Raw genomic sequence first — 17,445 nt, forward strand, 5'->3', positions numbered from 1 at the left:
TGGCAGGCCGGGTCACAGCAGCGCGAACTGCCCCTCCGGGCCCTCCTCCCGGTGGTCGAGCACGGAGGCCGGGCGGCGGGAGGCCGCGGGAACCGGCAGTATCCCGGCCGCCCGCAGCTCGCTCCGGGAGAGCTTCGGGGCGTCGGCGAGCCGGTCGCCCAGCGCCTCCTGCCGGGGGCGGAGGCCGTCGAGGAGCGCCAGCACGGTGATCAGTTCGAGCAGCTCCGAGGTCCACTCCTGCGGCCAGCCGCGCGGTCGCAGCGCCTCCAGGCCGTCGCCCTCGGCCGCCGCCGTACGCCGCTCGAACCAGAGCTCCAGCATCCGCACCCCGTCCACCCGGAACTCCCAGGCCCCGGCGGGCACGGGGGAGACGCGTCCGTCGCCCAGACTCAGCACCTCCGTCTCCGGGTCGTAACGCAGCACGGCCGGCCGCGGCGGAACGGCGGCGCGCACATAGGGGCGGCGGCCACCCGGCAGCCGGGGCCGCTCCCTGCCGTGCGCGCCGCGCAGATGGAGGCGCAGGAGCTCCCGGCCCAGCTCGACCCCGGCCGACCAGAGCGCGCCCTCGGCGGGCAGGGGCACCCGGCATCCGGCGGACGAGGGCCGGGCGGCGGCGAGCGACCAGGCGAGGACGGCTTCCGCGGTGACCTCGTGCCCGGCGGTCTCCGCGTACCGCGCGCGCAGCAGTCCGAGCAGGCCGGGCGCGAGATTGGGTTCGAGGCCGCCCGGCCGCCGGTGGAGCGGACGGATCCGGCCCGGGCGGCCCGCGGGGGAGTGCCCGTCGGGCAGCAGTGCCGTGACGGACAGGGCGGGCCCGGCGGCCCGCGGTACGTGGCCGTGCTCGACGGCGAAGAGCTGGTGCGCGTCCGCCACCCGCCACAGCTCGGGACGGGCCGTGTCGATCAGCCGGTGGTCAGGGATCAGCCACTGCTCGTCGAACGGGCCGTGCAGGACCCGGACCGGCTCCGGGTACGGACCCGGCTCCCGGGCGAACCTGCCCGTCGCGGTGGCCTGCCCCGGCAGCGCGGTGACCGCCGTACGCGGCGTACGCAGCCGGCTCGGCCGGAACAGCCGGTCCTGCTCGGCGCCCTCGGCCCGCACGAGCAGATCCCAACGGGCCCTGAGCGTCGCCGCGTCCGGGGCCGTCACCCAGGACCGGCCCGTCCGCAGCGGCCGTACCGACCACGGCATCAGCTCGTCGAGCAGCGGTACGTCCTCGTCCCCGCCGGCTCCGGTCGCCGCCCGCGCTGCCACCGTGTCGTCCTCCCCGTCACCAGGTCCGCCGCCCCCGGCATCGTAACGGCGTACCCGTGCGGGGAGTCAGTGCGCTTCGACCGTGACCGAGAACGAGAAGCGGTCGCCCCGGTAGCGGATGCGGGCCACATCGACCACCTGGCCGCTCTCGTCGTACGTCACCCCCGTGTAGTGGAGGATCGGGCTGAGCAGGGGCACCTGGAGCAGGTCGGCGGTGACCGGGTCGGCCAGGCGCGCTTCGACGGTGTCGGTGATCCGGGAGATCCGTACCCCCAAGGTGTCGCGGAGCACCTTGGTCATCGGCCAGCGTTCGAGATCGGCCACGTCGAGCCGCTCCGCGAGCTCCGGGCGAAGGGCGTTCTCCGCCCAGTTCGTCGGCTCGCCCGTCTCCCCGTCACAGCGCAGCCGCCGGTAGTTCACCACCTCGGCGCAGCCAGGGAAGAACTCGGCGAGGTCACCGGCCACGGCCGCCGGGCCGTGGCCGAGAACGGTTGTCCGCTCGCCCGACTGCTGGGCGACGATCGCGTCGATCGACCCCAGCAGCCGGACGGGTGAGACGCGCCGGGCCCGCGGTTCGATGAACGTGCCGCGCCGCCGGTGCCTGCTGATCAGGCCCTCCGTCTCCAGTTCCTTGAGCGCCTGACGCATGGTGAGGACACTGACGCCGTAGTGCCCGGCGAGCTGTTCCTCGGTGGGCAGCCGCAGGGAGGCGTCCCGCGGGCGGCCCAGTATCGACGCCCGCAGGGACTGCGAGACCTGGTACCACAGGGGAAGCTTCCGGTTCAGGACCAGCGAGTCCGGGGCAAAGGCGGGCGTGTGATTCACCTCGTTCGCCTGGTTCATCCGGTTCACCTGGAGTCTCTGTGTCGCGGTGTGTGGCCGGTCCGGTAGGGCTCGCCTACGGCCGGAAGTTGCGGCTCAGACCCTGCCACACGTCGTCGTAACCGTGCTGGAGATGGCCGGCGCCCGCCGCCTGGCCGGTCGCCGTGAGCGGCCAGCGGGTTTCGAACATGAAGGCGAGACCGTCGTCGATCTTCTGCGGCTTCAGCTCCGCCGCGCTCGCCCGGTCGAAGGTCTCCCGGTCGGGACCGTGCGCCGACATCATGTTGTGCAGTGAGCCGCCGCCCGCCACGAATCCGCCCTTCCCCGCAGACTTGGCGTCGTACGCGCCCTCGATCAGGCCCATGTACTCGCTCATCACGTTGCGGTGGAAGTACGGCGGGCGGAAGGTGTCCTCGCCGACCAGCCAGCGCGGTGCGAAGACGACGAAGTCCACGCCCGCGAGGCCGGGGGTGTCCGAGGGCGAGGTCAGCACCGTGAAGATCGACGGGTCCGGGTGGTCGTAGCTGATGGAGCCGATGACGTTGAACCGGTGCAGATCGTAGACGTACGGCACGTGGTTGCCGTGCCAGGCGACGACATCGAGTGGTGAGTGGTCGTACGTCGCCGACCAGAGGTTGCCGCAGAACTTGTTGACCACCTCGACCGGGCGCCCCGCGTCCCCGTCGTCCTCGTACGCCGCGACCGGGGCCCGGAAGTCCCTTGCGTTGGCGAGGCCGTTGGCGCCGATCGGGCCGAGGTCGGGCAGCACGAACGGCTGCCCGTAGTTCTCGCAGACGTAGCCCCGGGCGGTGGCGTCGAGCAGCTCGACGCGGAAGCGGACGCCGCGCGGGATCAGTGCCACCTCGCCGGGCTCGGCGCGCAGCAGACCGAACTCGGTGCGGATCAGGAGGCCGCCGCGCTCCGGAACGATCAGCAGTTCGCCGTCGGAGTCGCTGAACACGCGGTCCGTCATGGAGGTGTCGGCGTGGTAGAGGTGCACGGCCATGCCGGTGCGCTGGGTGGCGTCGCCGTTGCCTCCGAGGGTCCACAGGCCGGCCAGGAAGTCGGTGCCGGGCGCGGGGTCGGGGAGCGGGTCCCAGCGCAGCCGGTTGGGGTCGGGGACGGTCTCGGTGAAGGGAGCGGAGCGCACGGCCCCGTTGTCGGTGCGGACGAACGGCGGATGGGCGGCCGAGGGGCGGATGCGGTAGAGCCAGGAGCGGCGGTTGTGGGCGCGCGGTTCGGTGAAGGCCGATCCGCTCAGCTGCTCCGCGTACAGCCCGAGCGGCGCGCGCTGCGGGGAGTTGCGGCCGAGCGGCAGCGCTCCCGGGATCGCCTCGGAACTGTGCTCGTTGCCGAAACCGGTGGAGTACGCAAGTCCCTCCGCCGTCTTCCTCGCCTGCTCGATGCCGCTCATGGTGCGCTCCCGGTGCGATCGGAATCCCTCGGACCCCTTGGACGAGGAATCCTATGGTCAACCGTAGGAATCGGAACAGGGGGAGTCAACGGCATTCGTCGCGCATAAGGGGTTCCAAAAGCTGAACATTGCTCTACTCTCCGGCACATGTCGTGGACACGAAAACTTCTGGTGGTTCTGGCGGCCCTGGCCGCAACGCTTCTGTCGGCCCCCGCCTCCCAGGCGCACGAGGAACGTCCCGTCACCCTGCCCGACGGGACCGGCAGTGTTCCCGTCCACCGCACCGGCGAACCCGATCTGCTGGTCTGCAAGAGCGACCGGGCGGACTTCGGCCGGCGGATATCCGGTTTCCCCGAGCCGCTGAAGGCCCGGAACGCGGAACTGTTCGACCGCTGCCTGAAGTCCGGCTACCGGCATCTCCAGCAGGCCGTCGACGCGGCCGTCCGGCCCGGGATGAACATCGCGGTCCTGCCCGGGCTGTACGAGGAGGAGCCCTCCCTGGCCGATCCGCCCGGTGCGTGCACCCGGCTGAAGGCTCCCGCCTCCCAGCTCGGCTACCAGATCCTCAGCTACGCCCAGCAGAAGCAGTGCCCGCACAACCAGAACCTGGTAGCGATCCTCGGCAAGAAGAACCTCCAGATCGAGGGCACGGGCGCCGCGCGCACGGACGTCGTCATCGACGCCAAGTACCAGAAGCTCAACGCGGTCCGCGCGGACAGGTCCGACGGGATCTACTTCAAGAACTTCACAGCCCAGCGGACCACGTTCAACTCCCTGTACGTGCTGGCCCAGGACGGATTCGTCATCGACGACGTACTCACCCGCTGGAACGACGAGTACGGCTTCCTGACCTTCGCCAGCGACCACGGGCTGTACAAGAACTGCGAGTCGTACGGGAACGGCGACTCCGGTATCTATCCCGGCAGCGCCTCCGACATCAACACCGCGCGCGGCTACGACGTGCCGCGCTACGCCATCGAGATCACCGGCTGCCGCAGCCACCACAACATGGTCGGCTACTCGGGCACGGCAGGCGACTCCGTCTACGTCCATGACAACGAGTTCGACCACAACATGGGCGGCGCCTCGATGGACAGCGCCTTCCCCGGCCATCCCGGTCTGCCGCAGAACCACGCCCGCTTCGAACGCAATCTGATCCACGACAACAACGCCGACTACTACCCGTACGTGGCCGACGGTACGTGCGCCAAGCCGCCCGTCGAGCGCGGCTACGAGGAAGGTGTGGTCTGTCCGCAGATCTCCATGCCACCGGGCACCGGGATCATCACGGCGGGCGGCAACTGGAATCTCTACGAGGACAACTGGGTCTACGGCCACGACCGCGCCGCCTTCTTCCTGAGCGCCGCCCCCGCCTTCATCCGGGGCGAGGAGGCACTCTCCAAGCAGACCGACACCTCGCACCGCAACCGGTACGCCGGAAACCACCTGGGCGTCGACCGGAACGGCGAGGCCCGGCCCAACCGCACCGATGTGTGGTGGGACGGCCAGGGCGAGGGCAACTGCTGGCAGCCCGGGACCGGCGCCGCGACCCCGCGCACCCTGCCCGAGTGCGGGACGGAGCGCGGCGCGGTGTCCGGCGGCACGGACCGGCTGGTCGGCGAACCGGTGAAGCTCGCCCAGTTGCTGGTGTGTGCCGACTACGACGTGCGGGCGCGGCGGCTGCCGGCCGGCTGCGACTGGTACGGGGCCCGGGGTATCGAGCGCGTCGAGACGCAGGCCGCCCTGGGGGTCGCGGTGGTGCTCGCACTGGTCGGCGGGGCGCTGTGGTGGCGCCGGCTGCGGCACAGCCGTATGGGCACCGCGGCGACGGCGCTGGGTGCGGCCGGTCTCGCCCTGGACGTGGCCGGATCGACGACCGGCCTCACCTCCTCGTACCTGCCCGCCGCCGCGCTGCTGCTGATGGGCGTGTGGTGGACCGGGACGGGCCTGGCCCTGCGGTACCAGCGGCCGGGCCTGGGGTGGACCACGGTGGTGCTGGGCGCCCTGACCCTGCTCGACGCCTTCGACAAGGCCGTCCTGATGATTCCCTGGATCCCTCTGAGCCCCGCGTGGCTCCGTACCCTGCTCGGCGTGGTGTGGGTGCTCTGGGCCGTGGCGGCGGCGGCCCGCGGGGGCCGTGCGGAACGGGTGGAAGACACGGACGGTGACGGAGCCGGCGGAACGGGCGGGGACCGCGTACACCTGGGCGCGGGTGCCGCTGAAGGGGAGCGCTCGTGAGGCGCGTGCGCGGGCGTGGCGCCGCCCTCCTCCTCGCCGCCGGACTCGTGCTGGGGGCCGGCGGCTGCGGCGGGCGGCCCACCACCCATCACAAGCCCGGCACCAGCCACGAGCAGGCCGACGGGACGGTGGGCCGACTGCTCGCCGCGCACGACGGAACCGGGCACCGGCTGCGTCAGGTGGACGCGGCCGGTGCCCCCGGGGTGACGCTGTCCGCCCGGTCCGACTCCGAGGAGGGCTGGAACATCCACCTGACCGTCCGCGCCTTCCGGTTCACCCCGGACAGCGTGGGCGGCGCGGCCCTCCCCGGGCGCGGGCACGCCCGGCTGTTCCTCGACGGCCGCCCCCTGACCCGGATGTACGGGGCGTGGCACCACCTCCCCGCCACCCTCGTCCGCGCGGCGGGCGGCAGCGGCTCCCTCACCGCCCGGCTGTACGCCGACGACCACACCGCCTGGGCCGTCGGCGGGAAGCCGATCCAGACCACGGTGCCCCTGACTGCCGGCACCTCCGCCCCCGCACCTGCCGAGGCCGCCGACCGGACACTCGACATCGAGGTCCGCCGGGGCGCCGTCCGTCCCGCGCCAGGCCGCACCGAGGTGGAGAAGGGCGACCGCGTCGCGCTCCGGGTCCGCAGCGACCGGGCCGACACCCTCCACGTCCACGGCTACGACAAAGAGGTCCGGCTGCCCCCGGGCAGAACCACCACCCTCACCTTCACCGCCGACCGCACCGGCCTCTTCGAGGCCGAGACGCACGAGTCCGGTCTCCTCCTGACCCAACTCGTCGTCCGGTGACGGGCGGCGTCCTCGCCCACGGCGTCGGCTCCCGGCACGATCTGCCGCTGTCGCCCTTCTACGCCTTCGCCGGCGCCTTCACCGCACTCTTCGTCTCCTTCCTCGCGCTCGGCCTGCTCTGGTCCGTCTCCCGCTTCCGCGGCGAGGAGGCCGGACGCCCGCTGCCCGTCCTCCTCCAGCGCCTCGCCGACGCGCGTACGACCCGGAACGCCGCGCGTGGACTCGGCCTGGCCGCCGCCCTGTTCGTGCTGGGCCACCTCCTGCTCGGTCCGGACGGCCCGGAGCGCAATCCGGCCCCCGGCACGCTCTACGTACTCCTGTGGGTCGGGCTCGTGCCCGCGTCCCTCCTCCTCGGCCCTGTCTGGCGCCTGCTCAATCCCCTGCGCACCCTGCACCTCCTCCTCTGCCGGGCACGCGGCCGCGATCCCGGGGCGGGCCGCCCCCTGCCCGGGTATGTCGGCCTGTGGCCGGCCGCGGCCGGGCTGCTCGCCTTCACCTGGCTCGAACTCGTCGCCCCCGAGCCCGCGTCGAGCGGCGCCCTCCTCCTCTTCCTCGCCCTCTACGCCCTGGCCCAGCTGGCGGGCGCGCTCCGCCACGGCTCGCGTTGGTTCGACCACGCGGACGCCTTCGAGGTCTACTCCGGCCTGCTCGCCCGTCTCTCCCCGCTCGGCCGCCGCCCGGCGGACCGCCGCCTCGTCCTGCGCTCCCCGTTCAACGGTCTCGACGCCACACCCCAGGCTCCCGGCCTCCTCGCCACCGTCTGCGTCCTGCTCGGCTCCACCGCCTACGACGGCTTCTCCGACGCCCCCTCCTGGATCTCCGCCGCCCAGACCTCCCCCCTCGGCCGCACCACCACGGGGACCCTCGGACTGCTCGGAGCCGTATTCCTCGTCGCCGCCCTGTACGCCCTGTGTGCCGGAGCCACCCGGCTGATCTGCGGGCCGCTGCAGCATCCCCTGACCGCCTTCGCCCACTCGCTCGTCCCCATCGCCCTGGGCTATCTCGTCGCCCACTACTTCACGCTCTTCGTGACCGAAGGGCCACGTACGGTCATGGTGGCATTCGGTGCCGACAACCCGGCCGCGCCCGAACCGCCCCTGGGGCCCGGCGGGATCGCTGTACTCCAGGTCTCCGCCGTCGTCCTGGGGCACGTGCTCGGGGTCGTCGCCGCGCACGACCGGTCCGTCCGGCTGTTCCCCTCCGGCCGTGCCGTCGCGGGGCAGCTTCCCTTGCTCATCCTGATGATCGCTTACACCATCGGAGGGCTGACGCTGCTCATCACCTGACGAGCCGTGAGGCGGCCGCTCGCCCGCCGGCCGCCCAGGAGAGGAGGCGCCAGGGCATCATGGGGCCCGTGCACCCTGCGAACATCAACCTCCGCCGCGCCCCTGTGCAGCAGCGCAGCGCCGACCGCCTCGCCCGGATACTCGACGCCTGTGCCGGTCTCCTCGACGAGACGGGGTACGAGCAGCTCTCCACCCGGGACGTCGCCGTCCGCGCCGGGGTGCCCATCGGCTCCGTCTACCGGTTCTTCTCGAACAAGCGGGCCCTGGTCGACGCCCTGGCCCACCGCAACCTGGACCGCTACGCCGAGCGCATCACGGGCCGCCTCGCCACCATCCCGGCCGACGACTGGCGCGCCGCCATCGACGCCGTGCTCGACGAGTACCTGGCCATGAAGCGCTCGGCCCCCGGCTTCGCCCTCGTCGACTTCGGGGCCCCGGCGCCGGCCCAGGACCCGTCCGGCGACGCCAACGTCCGGGTCGCCGAGCGGCTCGCCGGCCTGCTCGCCGCACACCTGGGCCGCCTCCCGGACGGCGATCTGCTCCGCATGATCCTCGTCTGTGTCGAGGCCGCCGACGCCCTGTTCCAGCTGGCCTTCCGCATCGACCCGGCAGGCGACCCGGCCGTCGTCGAGGAGACGCGTCACCTGCTCCGTTCGTACCTGGCACGGGTCCTCGACCGGCGCCCGGCCGAGTAGAGGGAAGCGCACCCCCGCAGGATCGGTACCGCCGACACCTCCCCACCATCCGTACCGGTCGGTATGCTCACTCCTGTCCGCGTGCCGCCGTCGCCCACCGGGGAGGACCCATGTCCACCAACTCCCGTACCGCTCCGCGTATCTGCCCCCTCTGCGAGGCCACCTGCGGACTCATCCTCACCATCGAGGGCACGTCCGTCACCGGCGCCAGGGGTGACCGGGACGATGTCTTCAGTCAGGGGTTCATCTGCCCCAAGGGAGCCGCCTTCGGCGGGCTCGACGCCGACCCCGACCGGCTGCGCACCCCTTTGATCCGTACGGACGGGGTTCTGCGGGAGGCGAGCTGGGAAGAGGCGTTCGACGCGATCGCCGCCCGTGTTCCGGCGCTGATCGAGGAGCACGGACCGCAGAGCGTCGGCGTCGTCCTCGGCAACCCCAACGTGCACACGATGGCCGGCGCGCTCTACCCGCCCGTCCTGCTGAAGACACTCCGCACGCGCAACGTCTTCACCGCGAGCACGCTCGACCAGATGCCCAAGCACGTCGCCTCGGGGCTGCTCTTCGGAGATGCCCACGCCATCGCGGTGCCCGACCTCGACCGCACGGACCATCTCCTGCTCATCGGCGCCAACCCGCTCGAATCCAACGGCAGTCTCTGCACCGCTCCCGACTTCCCGGGCAAGCTCAAGGCGCTGCGGCGGCGCGGGGGCACCCTCACCGTCATAGACCCCCGCCGCACCAGGACCGCCCGGCTCGCCGACCGCCACGTGGCGATCCGGCCGGGTGCCGACGCCCTTCTCCTCGCCGCTCTCGCCCATGTCCTCATCGAGGAGAAGCTCGCCGACCCCGGCCCGCTCGCCGGCCATCTCGACGGACTGGACGAACTCACCCAGGCCCTTCAGGAGTTCACGCCGGAATCGGTCACCGCAGCCTGCGACATCGACGCCGCCACCATCCGTACGCTCGCCCGCGAACTGGCCGCCGCCCCCACCGCCGCCGTGTACGGGCGCATCGGCAGCTGCACGGTCGAGCACGGCACGCTCGCCAGCTGGCTCGTCGACGTCCTCAACATCCTCACCGGCAACCTCGACCGCCCCGGTGGTGCCCTCTTCCCCCTCTCCGCGACCGCACGCGCGCCCCGCCCCGCCGCACCCGGCAAGGGCTTCTCCCTCGGCCGCTGGGCGAGCCGGGTCTCCGGGCACCCGGAGGCCAAGGGCGAACTCCCCATGGCCGCGCTCTCCGAGGAGATCGAGACGCCGGGGGAGGGCCGCATCCGCGCCCTGCTCGTAATCGCCGCCAACCCCGTGCTCTCCGCCCCCGACGGCGACCGTCTTGACCGGGCGCTCGCCGGGGGCCTGGACTTCATGGTCAGCGTCGACCCGTATCTCAACGAGACCTCGCGCCATGCCGACGTCGTGCTGCCTCCGCCCCCGCCCTCGCAGAGCGCCCACTTCGACTTCGCGTTCAACTCCTTCGCCGTGCGCAACCAGGTGCGCTACTCACGCCCGGCCGTTCCCCTGGACGCGGACCGGATGGACGAGAGCGAGATCCTCGCCCGGCTCGTGCTCGCCGTCGGCGGGATGCACGGTGCTCCGCCGCACACGGTCGACGACCTGGTCATCGATACCGCCCTCACCGCGGCCGGGGCGCCGAAGGAGCTGGCGGGCGAGCTGTCCGGCACGAGCGGACCGGAGCGGCGGCTCGATCTGATGCTGCGTCTCGGCCCGTACGACCTCACTCTCGACCGGCTCCTCGCCCATCCGCACGGCATCGACCTGGGCCCGCTGGAGCCGCGCGTCCCGCAGCTCCTGAAGACCCGCAGCGGGCGTGTCGAACTGTTCCCCGCTCCGATCGCCGCCGACCTGCCCCGGCTCCGGCGGGCGCTGGACCAGGAGCGGGCCGGGCTCGTCCTCGTCGGCCGCCGTCATCTGCGTTCCAACAACAGCTGGCTGCACAACGTCGCCGCGCTGAGCGGTGGCTCCAACGTCTGCACGCTCCAGATCCACCCGAAGGACGCGGCCCGCATCGGGCTCGTGGACGGCGCCACCGCCCGTATCAAGGCCGCCGGAGGCGAGATCGAGGCGCCGGCGGAGGTCACCGACGCGGTCCGGGAGGGTGTCGTGAGCCTGCCGCACGGCTGGGGACACGGCCGGCCCGGCACCCGGATGTCCGTCGCCTCGGCCACCCCCGGCGTCAACGTGAACCAACTGCTCGACGGCACGCTCCTCGACCCGCTGTCCGGCACCGCCGTGCTCAACGCCGTACCGGTGTCGGTGACTGCCCTTGCCTAGCACCAAGTCGTTGACCTGGGGTTTTGCTCGTATTGCTCACACGCCGACATCTTGTTGACGCCGTAACGGGAGCCCTGACGTCATCCGCACCGCCGACTCCGGTGGGAGTTCAAAGGTGAACGTGAGGTACCCCTGATGCTGACAATCCTCGGCTTCGCCATGATCGCGACCTTCCTGGTCCTGATCATGACGAAGAAGATGTCGCCGATCGCGGCGCTGGTCCTGATCCCCGCACTGTTCTGCGTCGCCGTCGGGCAAGGAGCGCAGCTCGGCGACTACGTCATCGAAGGGGTCGGCGATCTCGCGCCGACCGCGGCGATGCTCATGTTCGCCATCGTCTACTTCGGCATGATGATCGACGTCGGCCTGCACTTCCGCCCCACCGGAACCCCATTTCCCCAACCTTCGCGCGAGTCATTCCCACCACCCCGCCCAGTGGGCTAACTTCAGGCCACGCAGCCGCTCTCTGGCGCGCGTTCCCTTCACCCTGCCGGGCGGAAAACCCATGACTCGCGCCATCGCACTGCACCAGGTCAGCAAGGCTTACGGACGGGCTCCGCGCGCCGTCGACAACCTCTCGCTCTCCATCGCGCCCGGGGAGTTCGTGGTGCTGCTGGGCCCCTCCGGCTGCGGGAAATCGACCGTGCTCCGCATGATCGCCGGGCTGGAGGAGGTCACGGAGGGGGAGCTGCTCCTCGACGGTGAACCGGCGAACCACATGCCTCCGAGCGAACGCGGCATGGCCATGGTCTTCCAGAACTTCGCGCTCTACCCGAGCATGACCAATCGAGCCAATATCGGCTTTCCGCTGAAGCTGGAGAATCCCCGCCAGGACCACAGCGAACGTGTGGAGTCCACGGCCCGGATGCTGGGCATCGAAAGTGTGCTGGACCGCTACCCGGCCCAGCTCTCCGGCGGTGAGCGCCAGCGCGTGGCGATGGGACGGGCCATCTCGCGAAGGCCGTCCGCCTTCCTGATGGACGAGCCGCTCTCCAATCTGGACGCGAAGCTGCGCAACCACCTGAGGGCGGAAATCGCGCAACTGACAGCCGAGTTGGGTGTGACGACGGTGTACGTGACGCACGACCAGGCGGAGGCGATGTCGCTCGGGCACCGGGTGGCCGTGATGCGCGGAGGAGTCCTCCAGCAGGTCAGCGCACCGCGCGAGGTCTACGCGCTGCCGGAGAACGTGTTCGTCGCCGCGTTCATCGGCACCCCGCGCATCAACCTGCTGCGGGCGGTGGTTCACGCGCCGCTGGACGGGCGCATGTCGATCGACCTGGGCCGGCAGCGGCTGCCGCTGCCCGAACCGCTCAGTGCGGAGCACCAGTTGCTCCGCATCCAGCAGGGCCGCGACCTCATCGTGGGGCTGCGCTCCGAGGCGGTGCGGATCGCGCCGCCCAGTCACGCCCGTCCCGGGGAGGTCGCCCTGAGCGGCGTCGTCGAGCACGTGGAGTACCAGGGGCACGAGGCGCTCGTCCACCTCAACACGGGCTCGCAGCCGGCCGTGGTGCCCGAGCTGGAATCGGCCCGGCCACAGCAGGCCGCGCGGAGACGGCGGCGGGCCGGCGGAGGCGGTACGGGCGTGGGGGTGCTGGAACGGCTCCGGGAGCGGGCCACGGGGCATGTCGGCGGCCCCGTCGTCTCCCTCGACGAACCGGTTTCCGGGCGGCAGGATCCGCACAGCCCCGACCGGCCGGGGCTCATGGCCGGTGACCTCGTGGTGCGTACCGGGCCCGACATGCGGTTGCGGCGGGGCGGGCAGGTGCCGCTGCTCGTCGACCTGGAGCACCTGTACGTCTTCGATCAGCAGGGCCGGCGGATCTGTCCGCTGCCGCGGGATGTGCCGGGGCTGGATGTGTGAGGGCCGGTGCGTGGGAGCCGGTGCGCAGGGTCCCGGCCGGGGCGCTGTCCTCGGCCGCGGACGGGTTCGACGCGGGCCGGGAGGGCGTGATCCGGGGAGCCCGCGGCCGGCGGACGGCCGCCGCGCGCGGACGCCGGGAGTGACGGGCGTCTCCGGCAGGTCCCTGGCGCCGAAAAACTAACGGCGCTAGTTTGGGGTCGGACGGCGGCCGTACGGACGACTTCGGCGGTGCGCGGCGCGAACCCGGGAGGAAACCCATGAAGGCCCATGACGGCATGTACATCGGCGGCCAGTGGCGTCCGGCCGAGGGCCGGGACACGATCACGGTCGTGAACCCGGCGGACGAGCAGGTCATCGGCCATGTCCCGGCGGGCACGGCGGCGGACGTCGACGCGGCGGTACGCGCCGCCCGTGCGGCGTTCCCCTCCTGGGCCGCCACCCCGCCCGCCGAGCGCGCCGCACGGATCGGAGCCCTGCGCGACGTGCTGGCCGCCCGGAAGGACGAGATCGCCGCGACCGTCACCGCGGAGCTCGGCGCACCGCTCGCCCTCTCCCAGGCCGTCCACGCGGGGGTGCCGGTCATGGTCGCCGGCTCGTACGCGGAGCTGGCCGCCTCGTACTCCTTCGAGGAGAGGCTGGGCAACTCCACCGTCCTGCTGGAGCCCGTCGGGGTCGTCGGTGCGATCACCCCCTGGAACTACCCGCTCCACCAGATCGTCGCCAAGGTGGCCCCCGCGCTCGCCGCGGGCTGCACGGTCGTGCTCAAGCCCGCGGAGGACACCCCGCTCACCGCCCAGCTCTTCGCCGAGGCCACCGAGGAGGCCGGGCTGCCCGCAGGGGTCTTCAACCTGGTCACCGGCCTCGGCCCGGTCGCCGGACAGGCGCTCGCCGAGCACGAGGGCGTCGACCTGCTCTCGTTCACCGGGTCCACGGCCGTCGGCCGGCGGATCGGTGCGGCGGCGGGCGCCGCGGTCAAGCGCGTCGCACTTGAGCTCGGTGGCAAGTCCGCCAACGTGATCCTGCCCGGCGCCGACCTCGCCAAGGCGGTCAACGTGGGCGTCGCCAACGTGATGTCCAATTCCGGCCAGACGTGCAGCGCCTGGACCCGGATGCTCGTCGACGGCGAGCGGTACGAGGAGGCCGTCGCCCTCGCGGCGGCGGCGGTCGCCAAGTACGTCCCCGGTGAGCGGGTCGGCCCCCTCGTCAACGCCAAGCAGCAGGCCCGGGTGCTGGGTTACATCGAGAAGGGCATCGAGGAGGGCGCCAGGCTCGTCGCCGGCGGCCCCGAGGCGCCGCGCGCGACGGGCTACTACGTCAGCCCCACCGTGTTCGCCGATGTCACCACCGGGATGACCATTGCCCAGGAGGAGATCTTCGGCCCGGTCCTCTCGATCCTCAGGTACGAGGACGTCGACGACGCCCTCCGTATCGCCAACGACACCGTGTACGGGCTGGCAGGAGCCGTCTGGGCCGCCGACGACGCCGAGGCCGTGGCCTTCGCCCGCCGGATGGACACCGGGCAGGTCGACATCAACGGCGGCCGGTTCAACCCGCTGGCCCCGTTCGGCGGCTACAAGCAGTCCGGCGTCGGCCGCGAACTGGGCCCGCACGGCCTCGCCGAGTACCTCCAGACCAAGTCCCTGCAGTTCTGAGCGACTCTTCCACCCCCTTTGCACCCTCCGATCACCGAGGAGCCCGTTCGTGGTCCGCGCCGCTGTACTGCCCGCCGTCGGAGCTCCGCTGGAGATCACCGACATCGAACTCCCGGAGCCCGGCCCCGGCCAGGTGCGGGTACGCCTCGCCGCCGCGGGGGTCTGCCACTCCGACCTGTCCCTCACCAACGGCACGATGCGGCTCCCGGTCCCCGCCGTCCTCGGCCATGAGGGCGCCGGAACGGTCGTCGCCGTCGGCGAGGACGTCACGCATGTCGCACCCGGCGACGGCGTCGTCCTCAACTGGGCTCCCTCCTGCGGAAACTGCCACCCCTGCGGGCTCGGCGAGGTCTGGCTCTGCGCGAACGCGCTGAAGGGCGCGGCGAACATCCACGCCCGCACCGCCGACGGCACCGAACTCCACCCGGGCCTCAACGTGGCGGCCTTCGCCCAGGAGACGGTCGTCGCGGCGAACTGTGTGCTGCCCTCCCCGGCCGGTATCCCGCTCACCGACGCCGCCCTGCTGGGCTGCGCGGTCCTCACCGGCTACGGGGCCGTCCACCACTCCGCCCGGGTCCGGGCGGGCGAGAGCGTCGTCGTGTACGGGATCGGCGGCGTCGGTCTCGCCGTGCTCCAGGCCGCCCGGATCGCCGGTGCGTCGAAGATCATCGCCGTCGACGTCTCGCCGGAGAAGGAGGACCTGGCCCGCCGGGCCGGAGCGACGGACTACGTCGTCGCGCACGAGCGGACGGCGAAGGACGTCCGCGGCCTGACCGGCGGGCAGGGCGCGGACGTGGCGGTGGAGTGCGTCGGCCGCCCGGCCACCATCCGTGCCGCCTGGGACTCCACGCGCCGCGGCGGCCGCACCACGGTCGTCGGCATCGGCGGCAAGGACCAGGAGGTGACCTTCAACGCCCTGGAGATCTTCCACTGGGGCCGGTCGCTGACCGGCTGCGTGTACGGGAACAGCGACCCGGAGCGTGATCTGCCCGTCCTGGCCGAGCACATCCGGGCGGGCCGTTTCGACCTCTCGATGATGGTCACCGAACGGATCGCCCTGGAAGGCATCCCGGCGGCCTTCGACAACATGATCGCGGGCAAGGGTGGCCGGGCCCTCGTCGTCTTCTAGCCGCGCCGCACGGGGCTCAGTTCCCTTCCCGTACCGCGGCCAGTCCGGGAGTGAGCAGCCGGGCGTCCATCTCGCCCTGCTCGAAGAGCCGGGACGCCGGACCCACGATCAGTGGGTCCGGCGTCCCGATCGCCGACTCGTCCTTGCCGGGGTAGTCGAAGCGGTCCAGCACGTGCCGCATCGCCTCGAGCCTGGCCCGCTTCTTGTCGTTGCTCTTCACCACGGTCCACGGGGAGTCCGCCGTGTCCGTGTGGAAGAGCATCAGCTCCTTCGCCTCCGTATAGGCGTCCCACTTGTCCAGCGACGAGAGGTCGACCGGACTCAGCTTCCACCGGCGTACCGGATCGATCTGCCGGATCATGAACCGGTTGCGCTGCTCGTTGCGGGAGACCGAGAACCAGAACTTCACCACGTGGATGCCGTCACGGGCGAGCATGCGCTCGAAGTCCGGCGCCTGGTGCATGAATTCCAGGTACTCGCGGGTGGTGCAGAACTCCATCACCCGCTCCACGCCCGCCCGGTTGTACCAGGAGCGGTCGAACAGCACGATCTCCCCGGCGCTCGGCAGATGCGCCACATAGCGCTGGAAGTACCACTGGGTCCGCTCGCGTTCCGTGGGCTTCTCCAGCGCCACCACCCGCGCACCACGGGGATTGAGGTGCTCGGTGAACCGTTTGATCGTGCCGCCCTTGCCCGCCGCGTCACGCCCCTCGAAGAGGATCACGAGCCGTTCGTCGCGTTCCTTCACCCAGTGCTGGAGCTTGAGCAGCTCGATCTGCAAGGTCCGCTTGGTCCTCTCGTACTCCCGCCGGGCCAGTTTCCGGCCGTACGGGTAGTCCTCGCGCCAGGCATCCCGGGCGTGCCCCTCGGGCGTCACCAGGACCGGATCGTCATCCCCGCTGTCGACGACGTCGAACTTGTCGAGGAACGGCCCGCCGTAGCGTGCGGCCCGGGCCTCGGCACTCCGGTCGGCGTCGTCCTCCGGGGGCCCGGCCTGTCGGTTCGTGCTGTTACGGCCGGTCGGCTTGCTCTCGTTCCGTGTCATGACGAGGTCCTTCCACCGGCAGGGCAGCCGGATGCGTCGGCTCCAGGCCAGTCTGCGTACGCCTCCGGGAGACCGCGACCCCGGCCAGGCAGAGCAGGCCGCCGCCTATGGTGAGCGGGGCGGGCACCTCGTCGAGAAGCAGCCACGCCATGAGCACCACCAGCGCGGGCACCGCGTACGTCGTCGCGCCCATCCGCCCCGCGGTGGTGCGGGCCAGCGCGTACGCCCAGGTGGTGAAGGCCAGCGCGGTCGGGAAGACGCCGAGATACACCATGTTCAGGGTGGCCGACAGGGGAGCGGCGGCGGCCTCGGAGACCAGCACTCCGGTGAACGGCAGACAGGCGACCGTACCGATCAGACAGCCGAAGGTGGTCACCTGCAGGGCGGATCCGTGCCGCAGCGCCGGCTTCTGGATCACGACTCCGCCCGCGTACGCCACGGCGGCCAGCAGACAGAGCAGCACTCCGAGCACCGATGAACCGCCGTCCCCGGACATGGAGAGCCCGACCACCGCGGCGCCCGTGAACGACACACCCATCCCCACGACCAGCCGGCGGGGCAGCCCCTCTCCGAGCAGCCCGGCGCCGAGCAGGGCGATCAGGATCGGCCCGATGTTGACCACCATCGCGGCGGTCCCGGCGTCGACCTCCTGCTCACCCCAGTTGAGCACCACCATGTACAGCCCGAACCAGAGCAGCCCCGACCCGATGATCCCGGGCCACGCGGCCCGGGACGGCAGCCCCTCACGGCGTACGAGCCAGATCGCGCCCAGGACCAGCGTGCCCGCGAGCAGCCGCCCGAGTGCCAGCGCGCCGGGCGAGTACGCCTCGCCGGCGCTGCGGATGGAGACGAAGGCGGACGCCCAGAGCAGCACCGTGGTGCAGGCCGCCGCGGGGGCGCGCCAGTCACGAGCGGGCAGGGCCTGACCGGTGGCCGGCGTGGTCGGTGTCGTAGTCAT

General features: G+C 72.0%; 13 protein-coding genes and 1 pseudogene. 9 read left to right on the forward strand and 5 right to left on the reverse strand.

The window, feature by feature from the left end; translation table 11 throughout:
- Positions 1-12: 12 nt before the first annotated feature.
- The 3 genes from F0344_RS29715 to hmgA form a co-directional block, all read right to left on the reverse strand.
- The gene (locus F0344_RS29715) at positions 13-1,254 is read right to left on the reverse strand and encodes a type ISP restriction/modification enzyme (protein ID WP_258050165.1); all 1,242 of its coding nucleotides are present in this window, start codon (positions 1,252-1,254) and stop codon (positions 13-15) included.
- A 66-nt stretch (positions 1,255-1,320) separates the two neighbouring features.
- Entirely contained in the window at positions 1,321-2,097 is a 777-nt protein-coding gene (locus F0344_RS29720) for a GntR family transcriptional regulator (protein WP_258050166.1), read from the reverse strand.
- A 55-nt stretch (positions 2,098-2,152) separates the two neighbouring features.
- Complete coding sequence (hmgA, locus tag F0344_RS29725; protein WP_185301700.1) at positions 2,153-3,490, reverse strand: homogentisate 1,2-dioxygenase; 1,338 nt, start codon at positions 3,488-3,490, stop codon at positions 2,153-2,155.
- A gap of 147 nt (positions 3,491-3,637) precedes the next feature.
- Here hmgA and F0344_RS29730 point away from each other — a divergent pair, with 147 nt between their 5' ends.
- The 9 genes and pseudogenes from F0344_RS29730 (at position 3,638) to F0344_RS29770 (ending at position 15,442) form a co-directional block, all read left to right on the forward strand.
- Complete coding sequence (locus F0344_RS29730; protein ID WP_185301701.1) at positions 3,638-5,728, forward strand: right-handed parallel beta-helix repeat-containing protein; 2,091 nt, start codon at positions 3,638-3,640, stop codon at positions 5,726-5,728.
- Positions 5,725-6,525 carry a hypothetical protein gene (locus tag F0344_RS29735; protein ID WP_374940128.1) on the forward strand — a complete coding sequence of 267 codons (801 nt, stop codon included), beginning with the start codon at positions 5,725-5,727 and terminating at the stop codon, positions 6,523-6,525. The genes F0344_RS29730 and F0344_RS29735 overlap by 4 nt, the downstream gene beginning before the upstream one ends.
- Positions 6,522-7,811: a hypothetical protein gene (locus F0344_RS29740; RefSeq protein WP_185301702.1), complete on the forward strand. Its 1,290-nt coding sequence runs from the start codon at positions 6,522-6,524 to the stop codon at positions 7,809-7,811. The genes F0344_RS29735 and F0344_RS29740 overlap by 4 nt, the downstream gene beginning before the upstream one ends.
- A gap of 59 nt (positions 7,812-7,870) precedes the next feature.
- Entirely contained in the window at positions 7,871-8,506 is a 636-nt protein-coding gene (locus tag F0344_RS29745) for a TetR/AcrR family transcriptional regulator (protein ID WP_185301703.1), read from the forward strand.
- 110 nt (positions 8,507-8,616) lie between these two features.
- Positions 8,617-10,797, forward strand: coding sequence for a molybdopterin-dependent oxidoreductase (locus F0344_RS29750; RefSeq protein WP_185301704.1), 2,181 nt, complete (start codon positions 8,617-8,619; stop codon positions 10,795-10,797).
- 135 nt (positions 10,798-10,932) lie between these two features.
- Positions 10,933-11,166, forward strand: a pseudogene (locus F0344_RS29755) (citrate:proton symporter); the annotation flags it as partial.
- A gap of 136 nt (positions 11,167-11,302) precedes the next feature.
- Positions 11,303-12,661: an ABC transporter ATP-binding protein gene (locus F0344_RS29760; RefSeq protein ID WP_185301705.1), complete on the forward strand. Its 1,359-nt coding sequence runs from the start codon at positions 11,303-11,305 to the stop codon at positions 12,659-12,661.
- Positions 12,662-12,918: 257 nt separating this feature from the next.
- Positions 12,919-14,313: an aldehyde dehydrogenase family protein gene (locus tag F0344_RS29765; RefSeq protein ID WP_185301706.1), complete on the forward strand. Its 1,395-nt coding sequence runs from the start codon at positions 12,919-12,921 to the stop codon at positions 14,311-14,313.
- A 49-nt stretch (positions 14,314-14,362) separates the two neighbouring features.
- Complete coding sequence (locus tag F0344_RS29770) at positions 14,363-15,442, forward strand: Zn-dependent alcohol dehydrogenase (protein WP_185301707.1); 1,080 nt, start codon at positions 14,363-14,365, stop codon at positions 15,440-15,442.
- Between the two features lie 16 nt (positions 15,443-15,458).
- Here F0344_RS29770 and ppk2 read toward each other — a convergent pair whose 3' ends face one another.
- The gene (gene ppk2 / locus F0344_RS29775; protein ID WP_185301708.1) at positions 15,459-16,487 is read right to left on the reverse strand and encodes a polyphosphate kinase 2; all 1,029 of its coding nucleotides are present in this window, start codon (positions 16,485-16,487) and stop codon (positions 15,459-15,461) included.
- On the reverse strand, positions 16,453-17,445 hold the full coding sequence (locus F0344_RS29780) for a DMT family transporter (protein ID WP_185301709.1): 993 nt from the start codon (positions 17,443-17,445) through the stop codon (positions 16,453-16,455). Before F0344_RS29780 ends, ppk2 begins: the two co-directional genes overlap by 35 nt.

It is taken from the genome of Streptomyces finlayi, assembly GCF_014216315.1.
GTDB classification, from domain to species: Bacteria; Actinomycetota; Actinomycetes; order Streptomycetales; family Streptomycetaceae; genus Streptomyces; species Streptomyces finlayi_A.